The sequence below is a fragment of the gamma proteobacterium SS-5 genome (assembly GCA_009497875.2).
In the GTDB taxonomy this organism is placed as follows: domain Bacteria; phylum Pseudomonadota; class Gammaproteobacteria; order Chromatiales; family Chromatiaceae; genus Magnetovirga; species Magnetovirga frankeli.
In genome coordinates, this window is record CP032508.2 from 1,095,790 (window position 1) to 1,111,568 (window position 15,779).

The following is a 15,779-nucleotide window of genomic DNA, read 5'->3' on the forward strand; positions in this document are numbered from 1 at the left end:
AAGTCTGGGGGAGATCAAAACAGGTGCGCTTCGGCCGCCCACTTAGGCTTCGCTCAGTGAGCCTGAGGTCGTTCCGTTCGCCGGGCAAAGCCGTTCGCCGGGCAAAGCCGTTCGCTGAGCGAAGCCGAAGCGAATGGCCTTGCGCGCAGCCGCTCAGTCCCCCGTGGTCGGCTGCTGTTTCAACAAGGGGCCGATTTCCCAGCTGGGCAGGGGGCGGGAGAAGAGGTAGCCCTGGCCTATGTCGCAGCCCTGTTGGTGGAGGAAGTCCCTTTGCTCCGAGGTCTCTACCCCCTCGGCGACGACGCTGAGCTTGAGCGCCTTGGCCATGGCCAGGATGGATTGGACTATGGCCAGGTCGTCCTGGTTGTGCGGGATCTCGTCGATGAACTGGCGGTCGATCTTGAGCACGTCGATGGGCAGGTGGCGCAGGTGGCTCAAAGACGAAAAACCGGTGCCGAAGTCGTCGATATGGATGGCGATGCCTCGCTCGCGCAGGGCCTCCAGGGTCTTCACGCTGTACTGAAAGTTGGGCATGGCGGCATGTTCGGTGATCTCCAGAGCAAGTCGGCTGGCGGGCATGCCGCTCTCGCCCAGCACCTCGTCGATGAGGCTGATCAGGTTGCTCTGCAGGAACTGGTGGGGCGAGAGGTTGACCGAGATCAGACCGACCTCTGTGCCCTCCTGACCCCAGTGCAGAAACTGTTGTACCGCCCGGCGCAGCACCCAGGCCCCGATGTGTACGATCAGGCCGCTCTCCTCGGCCAGGGGGATGAACAGGTCGGGCGGGATCATGCCCTGTTCCGGGTGATTCCAGCGCAGCAGGGCCTCTACCCCAAACCAGCTGCCGTCGCTGAAGTTCCACTGGGGTTGGTAATGCAGCTCCAGGCGGTCGTGCCTGAGGGCCTCGCGCAGGTCGTTTTCCAGCAGTACCCGTTCGGCGATGTCCTTGTTCAGGCTCAGGTTGAAGCTACTGAAGGTGTTACGGCCACTGTCCTTGGACCGATACATGGCGATGTCGGCATGTTTGATCAGGGTCTCGGCATCCAGCCCGTCATCGGGAAAGCGACTGAGGCCGACGCTGATACTGACATGGTACAGTCGTCCCTCCAGATCGAAGGGCTGGGCCATCAGGTCGAGGATCTTGCCGGCCACCTGCTCCGCCGCCAGCTGGCTGTCCACCCCCGGCAGCAGCATGAGGAACTCATCACCGCCCATGCGCGCCACGGTGTCGTTCTCGCGCAGGGTACGGGCCAGGCGTCGGCTGACCTGCAACAGCAACTCATCGCCAACCGTGTGGCCGAGGGTGTCGTTGATGCTCTTGAAGCGGTCCAGGTCCATGAACAGCAGGGCAAAGGCCCCCCGGTTACGGCGCGCATGGGCCAGTTCCTGGTTGAGCCGGTCCATGAACAGGTGGCGGTTGGGCAGTTCGGTGATGCCGTCAAAATAGGCCAGCTGATGCAGCCGACGGCGGGTGCTCTCCTCGCGGGAGATATCGGAGAAGACGCCGACATAATACTGCGGCTGGCGCTTATCCCCCAGAATGGTGCTGATGCTCAGCCACTCGGGGTAGATCTCGCCGTTGGCGCGGCGGTTCCACACCTCGCCGTGCCAGCAGCCCTCTTGGTTGAGACGATTCCACATATCGGCGTAGAAGGTCGGGGTGTGCTTGCCGGACTTGAGCAGGTCGGGGGTCTTGCCCAGGGCCTGGGCCTGGCTGTAACCGGTGGTCTTCTCAAAGGCCGGGTTGACGTAGCAGATCTTCAGCTGGTTGTCGGTGATCATCACCCCTTCCAGGGTGCTTTCCAGGGCGCGGCCCTTTATCTTCAGTTGCAGGGCCAACTCCTGCAGCTGGCTGATATCGCTCAGGGCGACCAGCCAGGTGGCCTCGCTGCCCTCCAGCGGGTTGCTGATGCGATGCAGGTTGAGCAGTAGGTGCAGGGGCAAGGTGCGCTGTGGGTGGCTAAAGAGCAGGGCCTGCTCCATGGTGACCTGGTCACTGTGCAGCAGGTGGTGCAGTATGCTCAGGTTGCTTGCCTCGACGAACTGGCCCAGCGGGTAGCGCAGCAGCTTGATCCGCTCCAGACCCAGCAGCTGGCACAGGGCATGGTTGCACTCCAGGATCAGCCCCTTGGCGTCCAGGGTGCAGTAGCCCACCGGCGCGGCATCGAACAGCTGGGAGAACTTGTCACGCGAGGCCGACAGCACGGACTGCGTCTTGCGCAGTTCCTCGTTCTGCATTTCCAGCTCGATCTGATGCACGCGCAGGTCGTGCATCAGGCCCTGGATCTGGTGCGGCGTGAGGTGTTCTATCTCATTCAGGGAGGGTGGGGCGGTCAGCTCGCTGGCCTGGGAACGCAGCGACTGCAGGTCGGGGTCGTCGCTCATGCCATGCCTCGGTGATCGACCACCGGCATACCGATGGAGCAGACGCCCGTGGGCCGACGGCTGTTGTCGTAGATGGGGGTGTTGCTCCAATAGACCTGTAGCCGACCGCCGTCGCCCTGCAGGATGGGGTTCTGGTAATTGCGCAGCATGGGGGCATCGCCGCCGATAAAGCCCTCGAACACGCGGCGCACCTCGGCCCGCTGGTCTTCGGGTATGCAGCGCTCGAACCAGGATTGGCCCATGAGGTCTTTACGTTGCCAGCCGAGTTGCTCCAGGAAGTAATCGTTGACGAAGCTGATATGGCCGTTGCGATCCAGTTGCACCGCCACCAGGTCCAGGTTCTCCAGGGTGGAGCGGAACAGGTCCTGGGAGCGGATCAGGGCGTCCTCGGTCTGGTGGTTCTCGGTGATGTCCTTGACCATGCCCAACATGCGCTCCGGCAGGCCCTGCGGGTCCAGATGGACGCGGCCGTTCTCCTCCAACCAGCGCACCTGGCCATCGGGCCAGATGGCCCGGTGGCGCACCGTATAGGGTCGGCTGGGGTCGTCCAGTGAGCGCTTTACCTCTCGCTCCAGGCGCTGGCGGTCGTCCTGCGGCAGAAGGGCGAGAAATGCCTCGTAGCCGCCGGTGAACTGCCCCGGTTCCAGTCCGAACATGGCCTCCACCTGGGGCGACCAGGTCAGTTGATTGTTGCCAATATTCCACTCCCAGCTGCCCAGCCCGGCCGACTCCTGGGCCAGTTTGTAGCGTTCCTCGCTGCGTTGCAGGGCCTCGCGCATCTGCCGGGTGGCGTTGATGCTGACGAAGGTGAGCAGCACCCCAGAGTAGAATTCCGGGCCGATACGGTAGGGGAAGATACGCATCAGATAGGCATTGCCGCCACGGTCGCTGACCTCCTGTTCGACCGATTCATGCTTCTGATTGACCCCCCGCACCAGGCCGTCCAGGTCCACATCGGCCAGGTCGTGGGTGAGGTGGTCGAAGGGGCGGCCTATGTCCTGCTCGATGATGCGCATGAAGTGGGCGATCTCCGGGGTGAAGCGGCGGATCTCCAGGTTCTGGTCGAGGAACAGGGTGGCCACGCGGATGTTGTCCAGCAGGTTGTCCAGGTCGTTGTTGACCTCGGTCAGTTCGGCGATCTTGCTCTGGTGCTCGGCATTCACCGTGTAGAGTTCCTCGTTGACCGATTGCAGCTCCTCGTTGGTGGATTGCAGCTCCTCGTTGCTGGCCAGCAATTCCTCGTTGGTGGCCTGTAGTTCCTCGTTGGAGGTCTCCAGCTCCTCCACCGTGGCCTGCAGGTTCTCGCGGGTGAACTGCAACTCCTGCTCCAGGTCGTTGATGCGCTGCTCCGCCTCCTTGCCCACGTCGTAGGTGAGTACCGGGGTGCCGCGCAGCGGCAGGCCCTGGGCCGCTGGCTGGCCGCTGCTTACCACCTCTTCGATGAATACCGCCAGCAGCACATCCTGGGCCTTGGTCTTGGGCAGCAGGCCGATGCGCATGTTGACCGTGCGGCTGTTGTCCTCATCGCGCAGATGGATATTGCTGTAATGGGCCTCCTGCTGCTTTTTCAGCACCTTTTGCACGCCGGTGGCCAGCGGGATGGCCAGGTCCTTGTGTACCAGTCGGCTCAGGTCGGTGATCATCTTGCCGGAGGGGAAGCGCAGGTAGCTGCGCGCATCGCCGGCCATGTAGAGCAGTTCCATGCCCTCGTTGATCACCAGGGTGAAAGGCAGGTAGCGCTCGCCCAGGCTTTGCAGCAGGCGATCAAGCAGGCGTTCTTCCTCGTGCAGGTTGTGCCGGTAGGCCTGGCCCATGATCATGCTGGCCGGCCGCGACAGGCGGGCACCCACGTCAAAGTGGGCGGCCTGATCGGAGAGGACATCACGCCGCTTGCGGCCACGGGAGCGGTACAGCTTCCATTTGTGGTGCAGCGGCTCGAAGTATTCGGCCATCTCGCCGGTGGTCTCGCTGGAGCCGAGCAGGAGGATGCCGCCGGGCCTGAGGGAGAAGTTGAACAGCTCGATCACGCGCTGCTGCAATACCGGCTGCAGGTAGATGAGCAGGTTGCGGCAGCTGACCAGGCTGATGTTGGTGAAGGGCGGGTCCTTGATCACGTTGTGCTGGGCAAATACCACCATCTCGCGGATATGGCGGGCGATCAGGTAGTCCTTCTCGCGGCGGTGGAAGTATTTGGCCAGAAACTCCGGCGGCACGTCGGCGGAGATGCTCTCCGGATAGATGCCGATGCCGGCGGTGGCGATGGCATCGCGGTCCACGTCGGTGGCGAAGATCTTGATCTCCAGCAGCTTGCCCAGGCGGGACATCACCTCATGGCAGGCCATGGCCAGGGAATAGGCCTCCTCGCCGGTGGAGCAGCCCGCCACCCACATGCGCAGGCTGTTGGACTCGGCCCCCTCGATCAACTCCGGCAGCCATTTGTCGTTCAGCTGCTGGAACACCAGCGGGTCGCGGAAGAAATTGGTCACGCCGATGAGCAGGTCGCGGTAGAGGGTGTCCACCTCGCCCGGATAGCGCTCCAGGTAGCGCAGGTAATCGCGCAGGTCGAGGATCTGATTGACGCTCATGCGTCGTTCGATGCGGCGCACCATGGTGCTGGGCTTGTAATAGGTGAAATCGACCCCGCTCTTCTCCCGCAGCAGGGCAAAGATGCCGTTGGTGCTGTCCTCGTCGCTGAGCAGTACCTCGGACCCCTCCGCCTTGTTGGCGTAGGGGTGCTTGATGTAGGACACCAGCTGTTGCGGCATCTCCTCCGGGGCCAGGATGTAGTCCACCAGCCCGGTGGCTATGGCCGAGCGCGGCATGCCGTCGAAGGCGGCGGTGTCCTCGTTCTGCACCATCACCATGCCCACCTTCTCTTTGATCGCCCGCACCCCGCGGGTGCCGTCCGAACCCGTGCCGGAGAGGATGATGGCCACCGCCTTGTCACCCTGGTCCTCGGCCAGGGAGTTCAGAAAGATGTCGATGGGCAGGTTGATGCCGCCGTGGCGGTCCTGCTCATTGAGCAGCAGCTTGCCGTGGAAGATACGCAGATCGTGATTGGGCGGGATCAGATAGACGTGATTGGGCCGCACCAGCATGCCCTCTTCGGCCCGGCTCAGGGGCATCTCGGTGCGCTTGCCGAGCAGCTCCACCATCAGGCTCTTGTGGTCGGGGGACAGGTGCTGCACCACGATGAAGGCGCAGCCACTGTCCGGCGGCATGTTCTTGAAGAAGGTGTCTATCGCCTCCAGGCCACCGGCGGAGGCACCTATGCCCACATAATGTGATGGGGTGTCCTTGAGATCAGAGGGGGTTTTGGGGGTCATGCGGGGGCTCCGATACCAAGGTCGGGCCGGTTGGCCCTGAATGATTCAGTATATTAGAGGATAATTTTGAATCTGAATAGAATGAATCTACTCATTAATTAGAGTATATTTACTCTATTTAAGCGGGCAGTGCCAATGAACTCAAGCAAGCCGGTCCTACAATCCCACTATCCGCAGCTGTACCTGATCAACCCGGACCGGGTGGGTGCCAGCGTGCTCCAGGGGATGCTGGCCAACGCCGGTATCCAGAGCCGGACCTTCGACTCACCCAGCCAGTTGCTGCAGGCCCTGCCGCTGGCCGCGCCGGCCTGCATCATGTTCGACTTCGTCATGCCGGAGATGAGCGGCCTGCGCCTGTTGCAGTTGCTGCGCCATCAGCAGTGCCTGCACCCCTGCATCCTCAGCGCGTCGCGGGCGGAGCCGGAGCATCTGGCCCAGGCCATGCAGCGCGGGGCCTTCGGTTTCATCAAGCGGCCGCTGCAGGCCCTGGAGCTGATCGAGCTGGTGCAGGCCGCTCTGAGCCGCCATCGGGCGATCCAGCCGCACATCGAAAACGCCCTCGACTACCAGCGCCAGCGCGACCGGCTCAGCCCGCGCGAGCGGCAGGTGTTGATGCATCTGGAGCTGGGCAAATCCGCCCGAGAGACCGCCGCCGAACTCAAGCTCAGCCCGCGCACGGTGGAAAACCATCGCCTGCGCCTGCTGCGCAAGCTCGATCTGAACACCAGCACCGAGCTGATCCAGCGCATAACCACCCTCAACGTACTGCGCGCCACCGGATTGATGGAGTAGGGGTGACATGGGGTCAGGTCTAGAATCATAGCTATTTCCATCTTTGGGTATGAACAGGGTCTATAGCCTAAAATCTAGACCTGACCCTTTTTCGCCAAAATCCCCCTCAATCCCCCTTTGATAAAGGGGGAGGCCAAGCATGTTGCTCTTTGGAGGTAAGAACAGGGCCTAAGGTCTAAAATCTAGACCTGACCCCTTTTTACTACAGCCCGCGCAGTACCATGCCGATGATGCCGCGCAGCTGGGCGGCGCTGGCTCCGGCCTTGGACTGGGTCTTCAGGCCGCTCATGCTGCTGACCAGGTAGTTGGCGGTGGTCTGTGGGTCCAGTTCGGGGTTGATGCCACCTTCCTGCTGGCCGCGTTCCACGGCCGTTTTGAGCACCCGGCGAAAGCGTTCGATGGCGGCGCGCACGTCCTTGGCGATGACCGGATCGGACTGGGCGAACTCACAGGCGGCGTTCATCACCAGACAGCCGCGGCGCTCGCAGCGGTTGCGCGTCTCATCCAGTGCGGAGTGCAGGAAGTCCTCGATAAAGGCGCGGCCTGAGCTGGCTGCGGCCAGGTCCTGGCGCATCTGCTGAGAAAACCGATCACTGTAATGGCCGATGCAGCGGCGAAACAGCTGCTGCTTGCCACCGAAGGTCTGATACAGGCTGCTCTTGGAGATGCCGGTATGGGCCAGCAGGTCGTGCAGGGAGGTGGCCTCATAGCCCTGTAGCCAAAACAGCTGCATGGCGCGCTCCAGCACCTGCTCGGGATCAAACTGTAGGGGACGACCGACCTGCTTGCTCATGGGGTATTTTTGTACCAATGAGTCCTATATGTCAAAGCGGCTTGTCCCTATTGGCTCAGTCTGTCATATTTATTCCGTACCAGTTGGTACATAATCCAATCCTGTCCTGTTCCATCCCGTCCGAATTCGAGGAAATTTCCATGCCCGAATACAGCCTGAGCCCACCCGAATGTTGGCTGGACGAGCACGGTTCGGCGCTCTATCGCTATGCCCTGAGCGCCACCCGCGACAGCCATCAGGCCGAGGAGCTGGTGCAGGATACCCTGGTCACCGCGCTACAGGCCTGTGCGCGCTACAACGGCCAGTCGGCACCGCGCACCTGGTTCATCGGCATCCTGAAGAACAAGCTGATGGATCAGTTTCGCCGCTCGGCCAGGCAGGTCTCCCTGGATGAGGAAGAAGACGATGGCGATTGGGCGGGTGCCTTTAACAGCAGGGGCTTCTGGGCTGACAAACCGGCCGGCTGGGGCAACCCGGATGAACTGCTGGAGCGTAGTGAATTCAGGGAGTTACTCAGCCGCTGCCTGGCCTTGCTGCCGCAGCGCCTGAGCCATCTGTTCTGGCTGCGTGAGGTACGTGGCGAGGACAGTGAATTTATTTGTAAGGAATTGGAGATCAGCCCGACTAACCTCTGGACGATGTTGCACCGGGGCCGCATGGGCCTGCGCAAATGTCTGGATAAACACTGGGCGCAGGGGAGTTTTCGATGCTGAATTGTAAAGACGCCAGTCATCTGATCTCTCAACGCCTGGACAGGCCGCTGGGGCGGCGGGAACGCTGGGGGCTGCGCATGCATCTACTGATGTGCCGCTACTGCCGCCGATTCTCCCGGCAGCTGGGCTTGATTCATCTGGCTCTGCGCAAACTGGGTCGGGAGTCGGAGCAGGCCGAGGAGGGGGCCGAACTCAGTGCCGAGGCGCGTGAGCGCATCGGCAAGGCCCTCAGACGGCAGCAGGGCCGGCCCTGAGGCACCGGGAACAGATATCCACGAAAGCTTTTACGCTTGTTTACGGACCAATTGGTCCATTTTAGTTGATTACACCCAACCACTCATCTTTGGAGATAGCATCATGAAATTGAACAAAACCACTCTGACCCTCGCCCTGGCCGCTACTCTGGGTAGTGCTGGCCTGGCCCAGGCCGCTGCCAATCCCTTTGCCATGCAGTCACTGAGCGGCGGCTACCTGCAGACCGCCGCTGGCGAGAAGGGCATGGAAGCCAAGTGCGGCGGTGACAAGAAGGCCGCCGAGGCCAAGTGCGGCGGCGACAAGAAGGCTGCCGAGGCCAAGTGCGGCGCTGACAAGAAGGCCGACAAGGCCAGCCAAGGCAAGTGCGGCGAAGGCAAGTGCGGCGGCGCCAAGTAAAGGAGGCCCATCCCATGCGTGGCTCAACGCTGCATGGGGTAGGGCTGGGCCTGAGGCGGGAGCTGATCCCCGACCTCAGGCGGTCCATGCCCCGCATCATCGACTTCCTAGAGCTGGCCCCGGAAAACTGGCTGGAGATGGGCGGCAGCTATGCCCGTGATCTGGATGCCATCGCCCGCCAGCGGCCCCTGGTGGCCCACGGACTGTCGCTCAATCTGGGTGGCTTTGCCCCCTTGGACGAGGCCTTTTTGCGGCGCATCAAGGCCTTTCTCGACCAGTATCGCATTGCCCTGTTCAGCGAGCACCTGTCCTGGTGCGCCGATGACGGTCATCTCTATGACCTGTTGCCGATCCCCTTCACCGAGGAGGCCGTGGCCCATGTGGCGGCGCGCATCCGCCGTACCCAAGAGCTGCTGCAACGACGGATTGCCATTGAAAACCCGTCCTATTACATGACCCCGGACATGGCCGAGATGGGCGAGATCGAATTCATCCTGCGGGTGTTGCAACAGGCCGATTGCGACCTGCACCTGGATATCAACAATGTCTATGTCAACAGCCGCAACCATGGCTACGATGCTCGCCAATTCATCGATGCCATGCCGCCCGAGCGGCTGGTCTATATGCACATGGCCGGCCACCATGTGGAAGACGACGGCCTGCTGGTGGATACCCACGGCGCGGCGGTGATCGATCCGGTTTGGTCCCTGCTGGACTACGCCTATCAGCGACTGGGCCTGGCACCCACCCTGCTGGAGCGGGATTTCAACATCCCGCCGCTGGCCGATCTGCTGCCGGAGCTGGGCCGCATTGCCCAACTGCAACAGAACCGGGAGGTGCAGCGTGCAACCGGCTAACCCACTGCATTTCGCCCGTTATCAGGCCAGCCTGGGCACCCATCTGCGCAATCCGCGCCGGGCAGCTCCTGAGCAGGCCCCGCAGCGCCCCCTGGCGATCTACCGGGAGCTGTTATTCAACAACCTCAAGGGCTTTGTCGGGGCTGCCTTTCCCATCAGCCAGGAAATCCTGGGCGAACAGGACTGGGATGCCCTGGTGCGGGATTTCTATCGTCGGCACCGCTGCCGATCGCCGCTGTTTCGCGACATCGCCGGTGAATTTCTCGATTGGTTTGAGCCCCTGGCCGTGGAGCGCTTTCCCCACTGGCCCTTTCTCTGGTCCTTCATGCACTACGAGTGGCTGGAGCTGGCGGTATCCATCAGCCCACAGGGGATCAAGCCGAACCGGATCAACCCCTGGGGGGATCTGCTGCAACAGGTGCCAGTGCTCAATCCCAGCGCCCGGCTTGCCCACTATGCCTGGCCGGTACATCAAATTGGCCCGAACCACTTGCCCGATGCCGCCGCCGAGGCCGGATACAGCTATCTGCTGTTCCGTGATCAGCAGGATCAGGTACGCTTCAATCTGCTCAACCCGTTGTCGGCCTGCCTGATCGAGGCCATAGGCAGCCAACCGGGTTCAGAGCCACGGCCATCGGGCCGGACCCTGCTGCTGCGGCTGGCGGCCGATGCCGGGCAGGATGACAACCCCGCCTTCATCGACGCGGGGGCCGAACTCCTGCGCCAACTCCGCGCCCAGGGCGCGCTGATTGGAACCCAAATTTAAACCCAAGTCTGAACCCGGAGAAACCCATGAACCTACAGCCCATCCCCCTGATACAAAATGCCTTTGGCTTGCTGGACAAGGTTGGCCAATGGCTCGCCCTGCTGCCGGTGCGTCTGTTACTGGCCTATGAATTCTTCGAGGCCGGTCTGGAGAAATTCAATGGAGATAACTGGTTTACCCATATCCAAGAGCAGTTTCCCTTTCCGTTCAATCTGATTCCCACGGAGATCAGCTGGCAGCTGGCCACCTGGACCGAACTGCTCGCCCCTATCGCCCTGGTGCTGGGGCTGGGCACCCGTTTTGCCAGCGTCTCCCTGATCATCCTCACCCTGGTGGCCTGGGCCAGCGTCCATGCCGGGTTGGGCTATAACGTATGCAGCAACGGCTTCAAGCTGCCGCTGATCTACCTGGTGCTGTTCGTGCCCCTGCTGCTGTCCGGCCCCGGCAAGCTGAGCCTGGATTATTGGATCGCCCGCCGCTTGGCCAAGGCCTGAGCCGTGCCAGGTTCGGACGCAGGCATGGAGAGCCGGGTTACCCCCTGGCTGCTGGGGCTGTTCTTGCTCAGTCTGCTGATCCTGTTGGGGCTGGCCCGCTTCGTCTGGCTGGAGGGTCAGGGCATGGCCCGCCAAGTCGATCAGCTGGCGGCCAGGGATCTGGCCCGGCTGGTGCAGATCAACCGGCTGAAATCCAGTTTTCTGGAGCAGTCCCTGGCCCTGCAGCGGCTCTATGCCACGGCGGATACCCAGGACTTTGGCCGTGACCAGCAGGCCCGGCGTGACCGGGTTCAGCGGCAGTTGGATAGCTGGCAGCGGCTCTGCCCGGAATGTGAGCAACTGAACGCCTTGGGTCAATTGCAAGCGCGTTTCGAACAACACTGTAGTGCGCTGTATGAACTGATGCAGGCCAAGCCTATCGATTGGGATGCCGCCCGTACCCAGCTCTATGCCGCCGATGATCTGGCGATGCAGGCCGATGCCCTGCTCACCAACTGGGTTGACGTCATCGAAGACAGCACGGAGCAGGGCCGCCGACAGCTGCAGGCCAGCGCCCATGATCTGGTCCTTGGCGTGCTGGCGGCCAGTCTGGCCATATTGTTGCTGGCTGGTTTTGTTGCCTATTTCAGCTGGCGTCTGCTGGTCGAGGCACGCCTGCGTCGGCGTCTGGCCCTGTTTCCCGAGCGCAATCCCCTGCCGGTGTTCAGCCTGAGTCCCAGTGGCCTGCTCTACGCCAACCCCGCCGCCGAGGAGCTGGCGCAACAGTTGAGTCCGGATGAACCCCAGGTTTCCCGGCTGTTGCCGCCGGATTTGGCCCAGCGGTTGCCACAGTTGCTGGCGCAGGAGGGCTCGGGCAGCTGGGAATATGAGCTGGGCGGTGCCAGCCTGCAGGCCGGGGTGCATTGCATGGCCGATCTGGGCGTCTGCCATGCCTATGTGCGCGACATCAGCGCCCAGCGCCAGGCCGAGCGGCAGTTGAGCCACCAGGCCCTGCACGATGCCGTCACCGGCCTGCCCAATCGGCGCGCCTTTCAGCAGGAACTGACCGATTGGCTGGAGCAGGGCCACAGCGGCACCCTGTTGTTGCTGCACCTGAACCGTTTTCACGCCCTGATCAAGACCCTGGGGCATGGGGTGGGTGATCAGGTGCTGGAAGCGGCGGCGGCTCGTCTGAGCCAGGCGCTGGCGCGGAGCGCCGCCTCTACCCAGCTGTATCGCTTCGAGGGCGAGCTGTTCGTGCTGCTGTTGGCGGCAGAGGATTCCCTGGCCGCCAGCCAGGCGCTGGTCCTGCAGCTGGAGCAGGCCATGGCGCAACCCCTGCAGGTGGCGGGACGTGACCTCTTCTTCAGCCTGGCCCTGGGTGCCAGCCACTTCCCCCAAGACGGGCGGGAGCCTGGTCTGCTCATGCGCCATGCACACAGCGCTCTACAGCAATTATTGCAGTCCAGCGGTCAGGGCCTGCTGCATTTCAACGCGCAGATGGACCATCGCGCCCTGGAGCTGTTGGAGCTGGAGCAGGAGCTGCGCCAGGTGGAACAGCGCGGTGAGCTGGAGCTGTTCTATCAGCCGCAGATCGACCTGCGTCGGGGTCAGGTGGCCGGGGTCGAGGCCCTGGTGCGCTGGCGGCATCCCCGGCGCGGTCTGGTCTCCCCCGCCGACTTTATCCCCCTGGCCGAGGAGACCGGCCTGATCCTGCCCATGGGCGCGTGGATACTGCGCCGCGCCTGCGCCCAGGCCCAGGCCTGGCAGGCGGCCGGGCTGGCGCCGCTGGTGATGGCGGTGAACCTCTCGGCCCGGCAGTTCCAGGACCCCCAGCTACCCGAGCTGGTGCGCCAGGTGCTGGCCGAGACCGGGCTTGCGCCGCGCTGGCTGGAGCTGGAGATCACCGAAAGCGCGGCCATGCAGGACTTTGATCAGGCCATCCGCTGCCTACAGACGCTCAAGGAGATAGGGGTACGCCTGGCGATTGACGATTTCGGCACCGGCTATTCCTCGCTGGCCTATCTGAGCCGCTTCCCGCTGCACAAGCTGAAGATCGATCAGTCCTTCGTGCGCCAGATGGTCAGCGAGGCGGGGGATCTAAGCATAGTCCACGCCGTGGTGGCCCTGGCCAAGGGGCTGGGTCTGGGGCTCATCGCCGAGGGGGTGGAAACCGAGCGGCAGGAACAGCTGTTGCGCGAGCTGGAATGCGACGAGGTGCAGGGCTATCTGCACAGCAAACCCTTGCCTGCCGATGAGTTGGAGCGGTTTTTGCGAGCGCATTGTCCGAAGATTTCAGACTGACGCGCCCGCAAAGGATACCCCCATGTCGCTAAACTCCATCAACGCCAAGGTCATGTTCGGCTATGGCCTGATCCTGCTCCTGTTTCTCGGCAGCGCCAGCCTGCTGTTCGGCCTGGGCAAGGACATTGCCGGCAAAAATGCCGAATTCGTCCAGCGTCAATTGCCCGAATTACAGCGGTTGGAACAGGCCAGCGCCGATCTCAACCGCCTGCACATCGCCGCCTACGCCTACTACGGCACCACCATAGAACATGCCGACTATGAGGCCAGCTACCAGCGGCTGTGGCCGCGGATCAGCCGGGCGCTGGAGCAGTCGGCCGGGCATTCCGCGTTCCTGCAACAGGCCCAGCCCAGTGTTCGGGCAGTGAAAACAGCGGCAAACCGGCTGAAGGACATACTCCATAGCGAAGGCATCGACTGGGACCGGGCGCGGGAACAGCTTGCCGCCCTGCAAGGGGCCATGGAGCGGGTACAGAACGCCCTGGACGAGACCAAGGAGGGACTGGCCAAACAGGCCGCCGCCAATGCCGCCGAGGTAGAGGCGTCCCTGGCCAGTATGCAGCAGGCCACCCTGGCAGCCAGCCTGCTGGTGCTGGCGATTATCGCCCTGGCCTTTGTCATCGCCCGGCGCGGCATAGTCAATCCGGTCACCCGGCTGTCCGCCCAGCTCAATCGCATCGGCCACGAGCGTGATCTGACCCAGCGTATCGAGGTCGTCTCCCGTGACGAACTGGGGGTGGCCGCCGAGGGCATGGACGGCCTGATTCAGGGCTTTCATCAGGGCATGATGAAGATCCGTGACTCGGTGCAGGTGCTGTTGGATGCCATGGGGCAGATGGAGAACCTGGCTGCGGTATCGGAGGACCAGCTTGGCTATTTCTCCGGCCACATCGGTCAGCTGCTGGATCTCATCGGTGGCCTGGAGGCCAGTATCCAGCACGTTGCTGGCCATTCCCGTTCCGCCTCCAAGGCGGCCTTCGAGGGTGCCGGTCAGGTCAACCAGGGCAGTCAGGCCGTCAAAAAGACGGCGCAGACCATCGCCGAGCTGAGCCGCAGCATCGAGTCCTCCTCCAGCATGTTGCTGGAGTTGCGTAATGCCGGCAGCCAGATCGGTCAGGTGGTGGGCACCATCGCCGAGATCGCCGAGCAGACCAATCTGCTGGCCCTGAATGCCGCCATCGAGGCGGCCCGGGCCGGCGAGTCCGGTCGCGGCTTCGCCGTGGTGGCCGATGAGGTGCGTGGGCTGGCCACCCGCAGCCACGACTCCACCCATGAGATCAACCGTATCGTCGCCACCGTGGTGGACTCCATCTCCGCCACCGTGGAGGCCATGGAGGCCAACACCAATATGGCCAATCAGGCCGCCGAGATGGCCAACGCCACGGTGGACTCCCTGGCGCAGATCCAGAGCAGCATTCAGAACCTGAGCGAAGAGAATGCCTCTTTGGCTGGGCTGGCCGAGGAAAACGAAAAGTCCCTGGAGACCATGCGCAGCCACATAGAAGAGGTGCGCCTGGCCAATAGCGCCCTGGTAGATAGCGGTCGCGATACGATTTCCGCCGCCAAGCAGCTATCGGCCCTGTCCGACTCCCTGAATCAGGTGGTGGGACTGTATCGGATTTGATGTTATTTCTGACCCCATCGAGGCGCAAGGGCAAACGGACCGGGGCCTGTAGCGCCGCTCAGGCTTAAGCCCCGCGCCCCTGCTTAAGTTCCAGCACCACCTTGGCCAGGTCGTCGGCATTGTACTTCTGGATGAACTTGTTGGCGCCGGTTTCACGCACCCGATCGACGTTGAACTCGCCGCTGATGGATGAGTGCAGCAGTATGTAGAGCCCTTGCAGCCGGGGGTGGGAGCGGATCGCCTGGGTGAGCATGTAGCCGTCCATCTCTGGCATCTCGATATCGGAGATGACCATCATGTAATAGGTGTTGATGTCCTCCCCGGCGCTGATCTTTTCCTCCAGCAGTTCCAGGGCCAGCCTGCCGTCGGCGGCGGTTTCGCAGGCTATGCCCAGCTGCACCAGGGCGTCGCTGATCTGGCGCCGCGCCACCGAGGAGTCATCCACGATCAGCACGCGCTGATTCTCACTACGCGCCTGACTGCTCAGTTCATCCGACACATGGGTCTGGGCCGGGACGATCTGGTCGAGCACCTTTTCCACATCGAGTATCTCGATCATCTGATCGTCGATCAGGGTGATGGCGGTGACATAGCCGTTTTTGCCGGTGAGCTTGGGAGGCGGCTGCACCCTGTCCCAGTCGGTGTGGACGATGCGGTCCACCTGGCGGATGAGAAAGCCGTGGCGCGAACGGTTGTACTCGGTGATGATGATATTGCCCTGGCCTGGGTCGTTCAGGGGCATGCCGCCAATGGCCTGGGACAGGTCGATAATGGGCATGGCGTTGCCGCGCAGGCTGGCAACGCCGCGAACGCTGGCGTGGGAGCCAAACAGCCGGGTCAGGCGCTGGTAGGGGATGATCTCCAGTACCTTGAACACGTTGATACCGAACAGCTGGGGTTTTTCCAGCCGAAACAGCAGCAATTCCAGGCGCGTGCCCGCCAGTTTGTTGGATTCAAGGACGCCTTGATCAGGATGGACTTGCATGATGGCTTGCCTGTTTGATGCGGCTCTGTGGGGGGCCATTCTACTCTTTTGAGCCCGGTTTGACCCTGTCGGCAGGCCCGCAGCGGGGGCTTGAGTTGGGCCTGCGTCGG

Annotated in this window: 13 protein-coding genes; 9 read left to right on the forward strand and 4 right to left on the reverse strand. The window is 62.7% G+C overall.

Annotation, left to right across the window (positions count from 1 at the left end):
• Positions 1–153 precede the first annotated feature (153 nt).
• Together D5125_10275 and D5125_10280 are read right to left on the reverse strand one after the other, a co-directional pair.
• Entirely contained in the window at positions 154–2,385 is a 2,232-nt protein-coding gene (locus D5125_10275; GenBank protein ID QFY89847.1) for an EAL domain-containing protein, read from the reverse strand.
• Positions 2,382–5,711, reverse strand: a complete 3,330-nt coding sequence (locus D5125_10280; GenBank protein ID QFY89848.1) for a PAS domain S-box protein — start codon at positions 5,709–5,711, stop codon at positions 2,382–2,384. Before D5125_10280 ends, D5125_10275 begins: the two co-directional genes overlap by 4 nt.
• Positions 5,712–5,846: 135 nt before the next feature.
• On the opposite strand from D5125_10280, the gene D5125_10285 reads away from it, so the two are divergent.
• Entirely contained in the window at positions 5,847–6,503 is a 657-nt protein-coding gene (locus D5125_10285; protein ID QFY89849.1) for a response regulator, read from the forward strand.
• 202 nt (positions 6,504–6,705) lie between these two features.
• Here the strand turns inward: D5125_10285 and D5125_10290 are convergent, their stop codons facing one another.
• Entirely contained in the window at positions 6,706–7,296 is a 591-nt protein-coding gene (locus D5125_10290; GenBank protein ID QFY89850.1) for a TetR/AcrR family transcriptional regulator, read from the reverse strand.
• 140 nt (positions 7,297–7,436) lie between these two features.
• On the opposite strand from D5125_10290, the gene D5125_10295 reads away from it, so the two are divergent.
• The 8 genes from D5125_10295 to D5125_10330 all read left to right on the forward strand — a co-directional run bounded on the left by D5125_10295 (position 7,437) and on the right by D5125_10330 (position 14,684).
• On the forward strand, positions 7,437–8,009 hold the full coding sequence (locus tag D5125_10295) for a sigma-70 family RNA polymerase sigma factor (GenBank protein QFY89851.1): 573 nt from the start codon (positions 7,437–7,439) through the stop codon (positions 8,007–8,009).
• Entirely contained in the window at positions 8,003–8,263 is a 261-nt protein-coding gene (locus D5125_10300; protein ID QFY89852.1) for a zf-HC2 domain-containing protein, read from the forward strand. The genes D5125_10295 and D5125_10300 overlap by 7 nt, the downstream gene beginning before the upstream one ends.
• Positions 8,264–8,366: 103 nt before the next feature.
• The gene (locus tag D5125_10305) at positions 8,367–8,660 is read left to right on the forward strand and encodes a low-complexity protein (GenBank protein ID QFY89853.1); all 294 of its coding nucleotides are present in this window, start codon (positions 8,367–8,369) and stop codon (positions 8,658–8,660) included.
• A gap of 14 nt (positions 8,661–8,674) precedes the next feature.
• On the forward strand, positions 8,675–9,517 hold the full coding sequence (locus tag D5125_10310; protein ID QFY89854.1) for a DUF692 domain-containing protein: 843 nt from the start codon (positions 8,675–8,677) through the stop codon (positions 9,515–9,517).
• Positions 9,504–10,283 carry a putative DNA-binding domain-containing protein gene (locus D5125_10315; GenBank protein ID QFY89855.2) on the forward strand — a complete coding sequence of 260 codons (780 nt, stop codon included), beginning with the start codon at positions 9,504–9,506 and terminating at the stop codon, positions 10,281–10,283. Before D5125_10310 ends, D5125_10315 begins: the two co-directional genes overlap by 14 nt.
• A gap of 26 nt (positions 10,284–10,309) precedes the next feature.
• A complete protein-coding gene (locus tag D5125_10320; protein QFY89856.1) occupies positions 10,310–10,777 on the forward strand; it encodes a DoxX family protein in 468 nt (155 codons plus the stop codon).
• 3 nt (positions 10,778–10,780) lie between these two features.
• Positions 10,781–13,060, forward strand: a complete 2,280-nt coding sequence (locus tag D5125_10325) for an EAL domain-containing protein (GenBank protein QFY89857.2) — start codon at positions 10,781–10,783, stop codon at positions 13,058–13,060.
• A gap of 22 nt (positions 13,061–13,082) precedes the next feature.
• Positions 13,083–14,684, forward strand: a complete 1,602-nt coding sequence (locus tag D5125_10330) for a methyl-accepting chemotaxis protein (GenBank protein QFY89858.2) — start codon at positions 13,083–13,085, stop codon at positions 14,682–14,684.
• 64 nt (positions 14,685–14,748) lie between these two features.
• Here the strand turns inward: D5125_10330 and D5125_10335 are convergent, their stop codons facing one another.
• Positions 14,749–15,669 (reverse strand): chemotaxis protein CheV, encoded by a 921-nt coding sequence (locus D5125_10335; protein QFY89859.1) that lies wholly within the window; start codon positions 15,667–15,669, stop codon positions 14,749–14,751.
• Between the last annotated feature and the right edge of the window lie 110 nt (positions 15,670–15,779).

What these genes read in the sequence shown, in the direction of transcription:
- D5125_10305 (QFY89853.1), top strand. Translation starts at nt 8,367, where the DNA reads ATGAAATTGAACAAAACCACTCTGACCCTCGCCCTGGCCGCTACTCTG.
- D5125_10280 (QFY89848.1), bottom strand. Translation starts at nt 5,711, where the DNA reads ATGACCCCCAAAACCCCCTCTGATCTCAAGGACACCCCATCACATTAT.
- D5125_10290 (QFY89850.1), bottom strand. Translation starts at nt 7,296, where the DNA reads ATGAGCAAGCAGGTCGGTCGTCCCCTACAGTTTGATCCCGAGCAGGTG.
- D5125_10310 (QFY89854.1), top strand. Translation starts at nt 8,675, where the DNA reads ATGCGTGGCTCAACGCTGCATGGGGTAGGGCTGGGCCTGAGGCGGGAG.
- D5125_10300 (QFY89852.1), top strand. Translation starts at nt 8,003, where the DNA reads ATGCTGAATTGTAAAGACGCCAGTCATCTGATCTCTCAACGCCTGGAC.
- D5125_10330 (QFY89858.2), top strand. Translation starts at nt 13,083, where the DNA reads ATGTCGCTAAACTCCATCAACGCCAAGGTCATGTTCGGCTATGGCCTG.
- D5125_10320 (QFY89856.1), top strand. Translation starts at nt 10,310, where the DNA reads ATGAACCTACAGCCCATCCCCCTGATACAAAATGCCTTTGGCTTGCTG.
- D5125_10335 (QFY89859.1), bottom strand. Translation starts at nt 15,669, where the DNA reads ATGCAAGTCCATCCTGATCAAGGCGTCCTTGAATCCAACAAACTGGCG.
- D5125_10295 (QFY89851.1), top strand. Translation starts at nt 7,437, where the DNA reads ATGCCCGAATACAGCCTGAGCCCACCCGAATGTTGGCTGGACGAGCAC.
- D5125_10285 (QFY89849.1), top strand. Translation starts at nt 5,847, where the DNA reads ATGAACTCAAGCAAGCCGGTCCTACAATCCCACTATCCGCAGCTGTAC.
- D5125_10275 (QFY89847.1), bottom strand. Translation starts at nt 2,385, where the DNA reads ATGAGCGACGACCCCGACCTGCAGTCGCTGCGTTCCCAGGCCAGCGAG.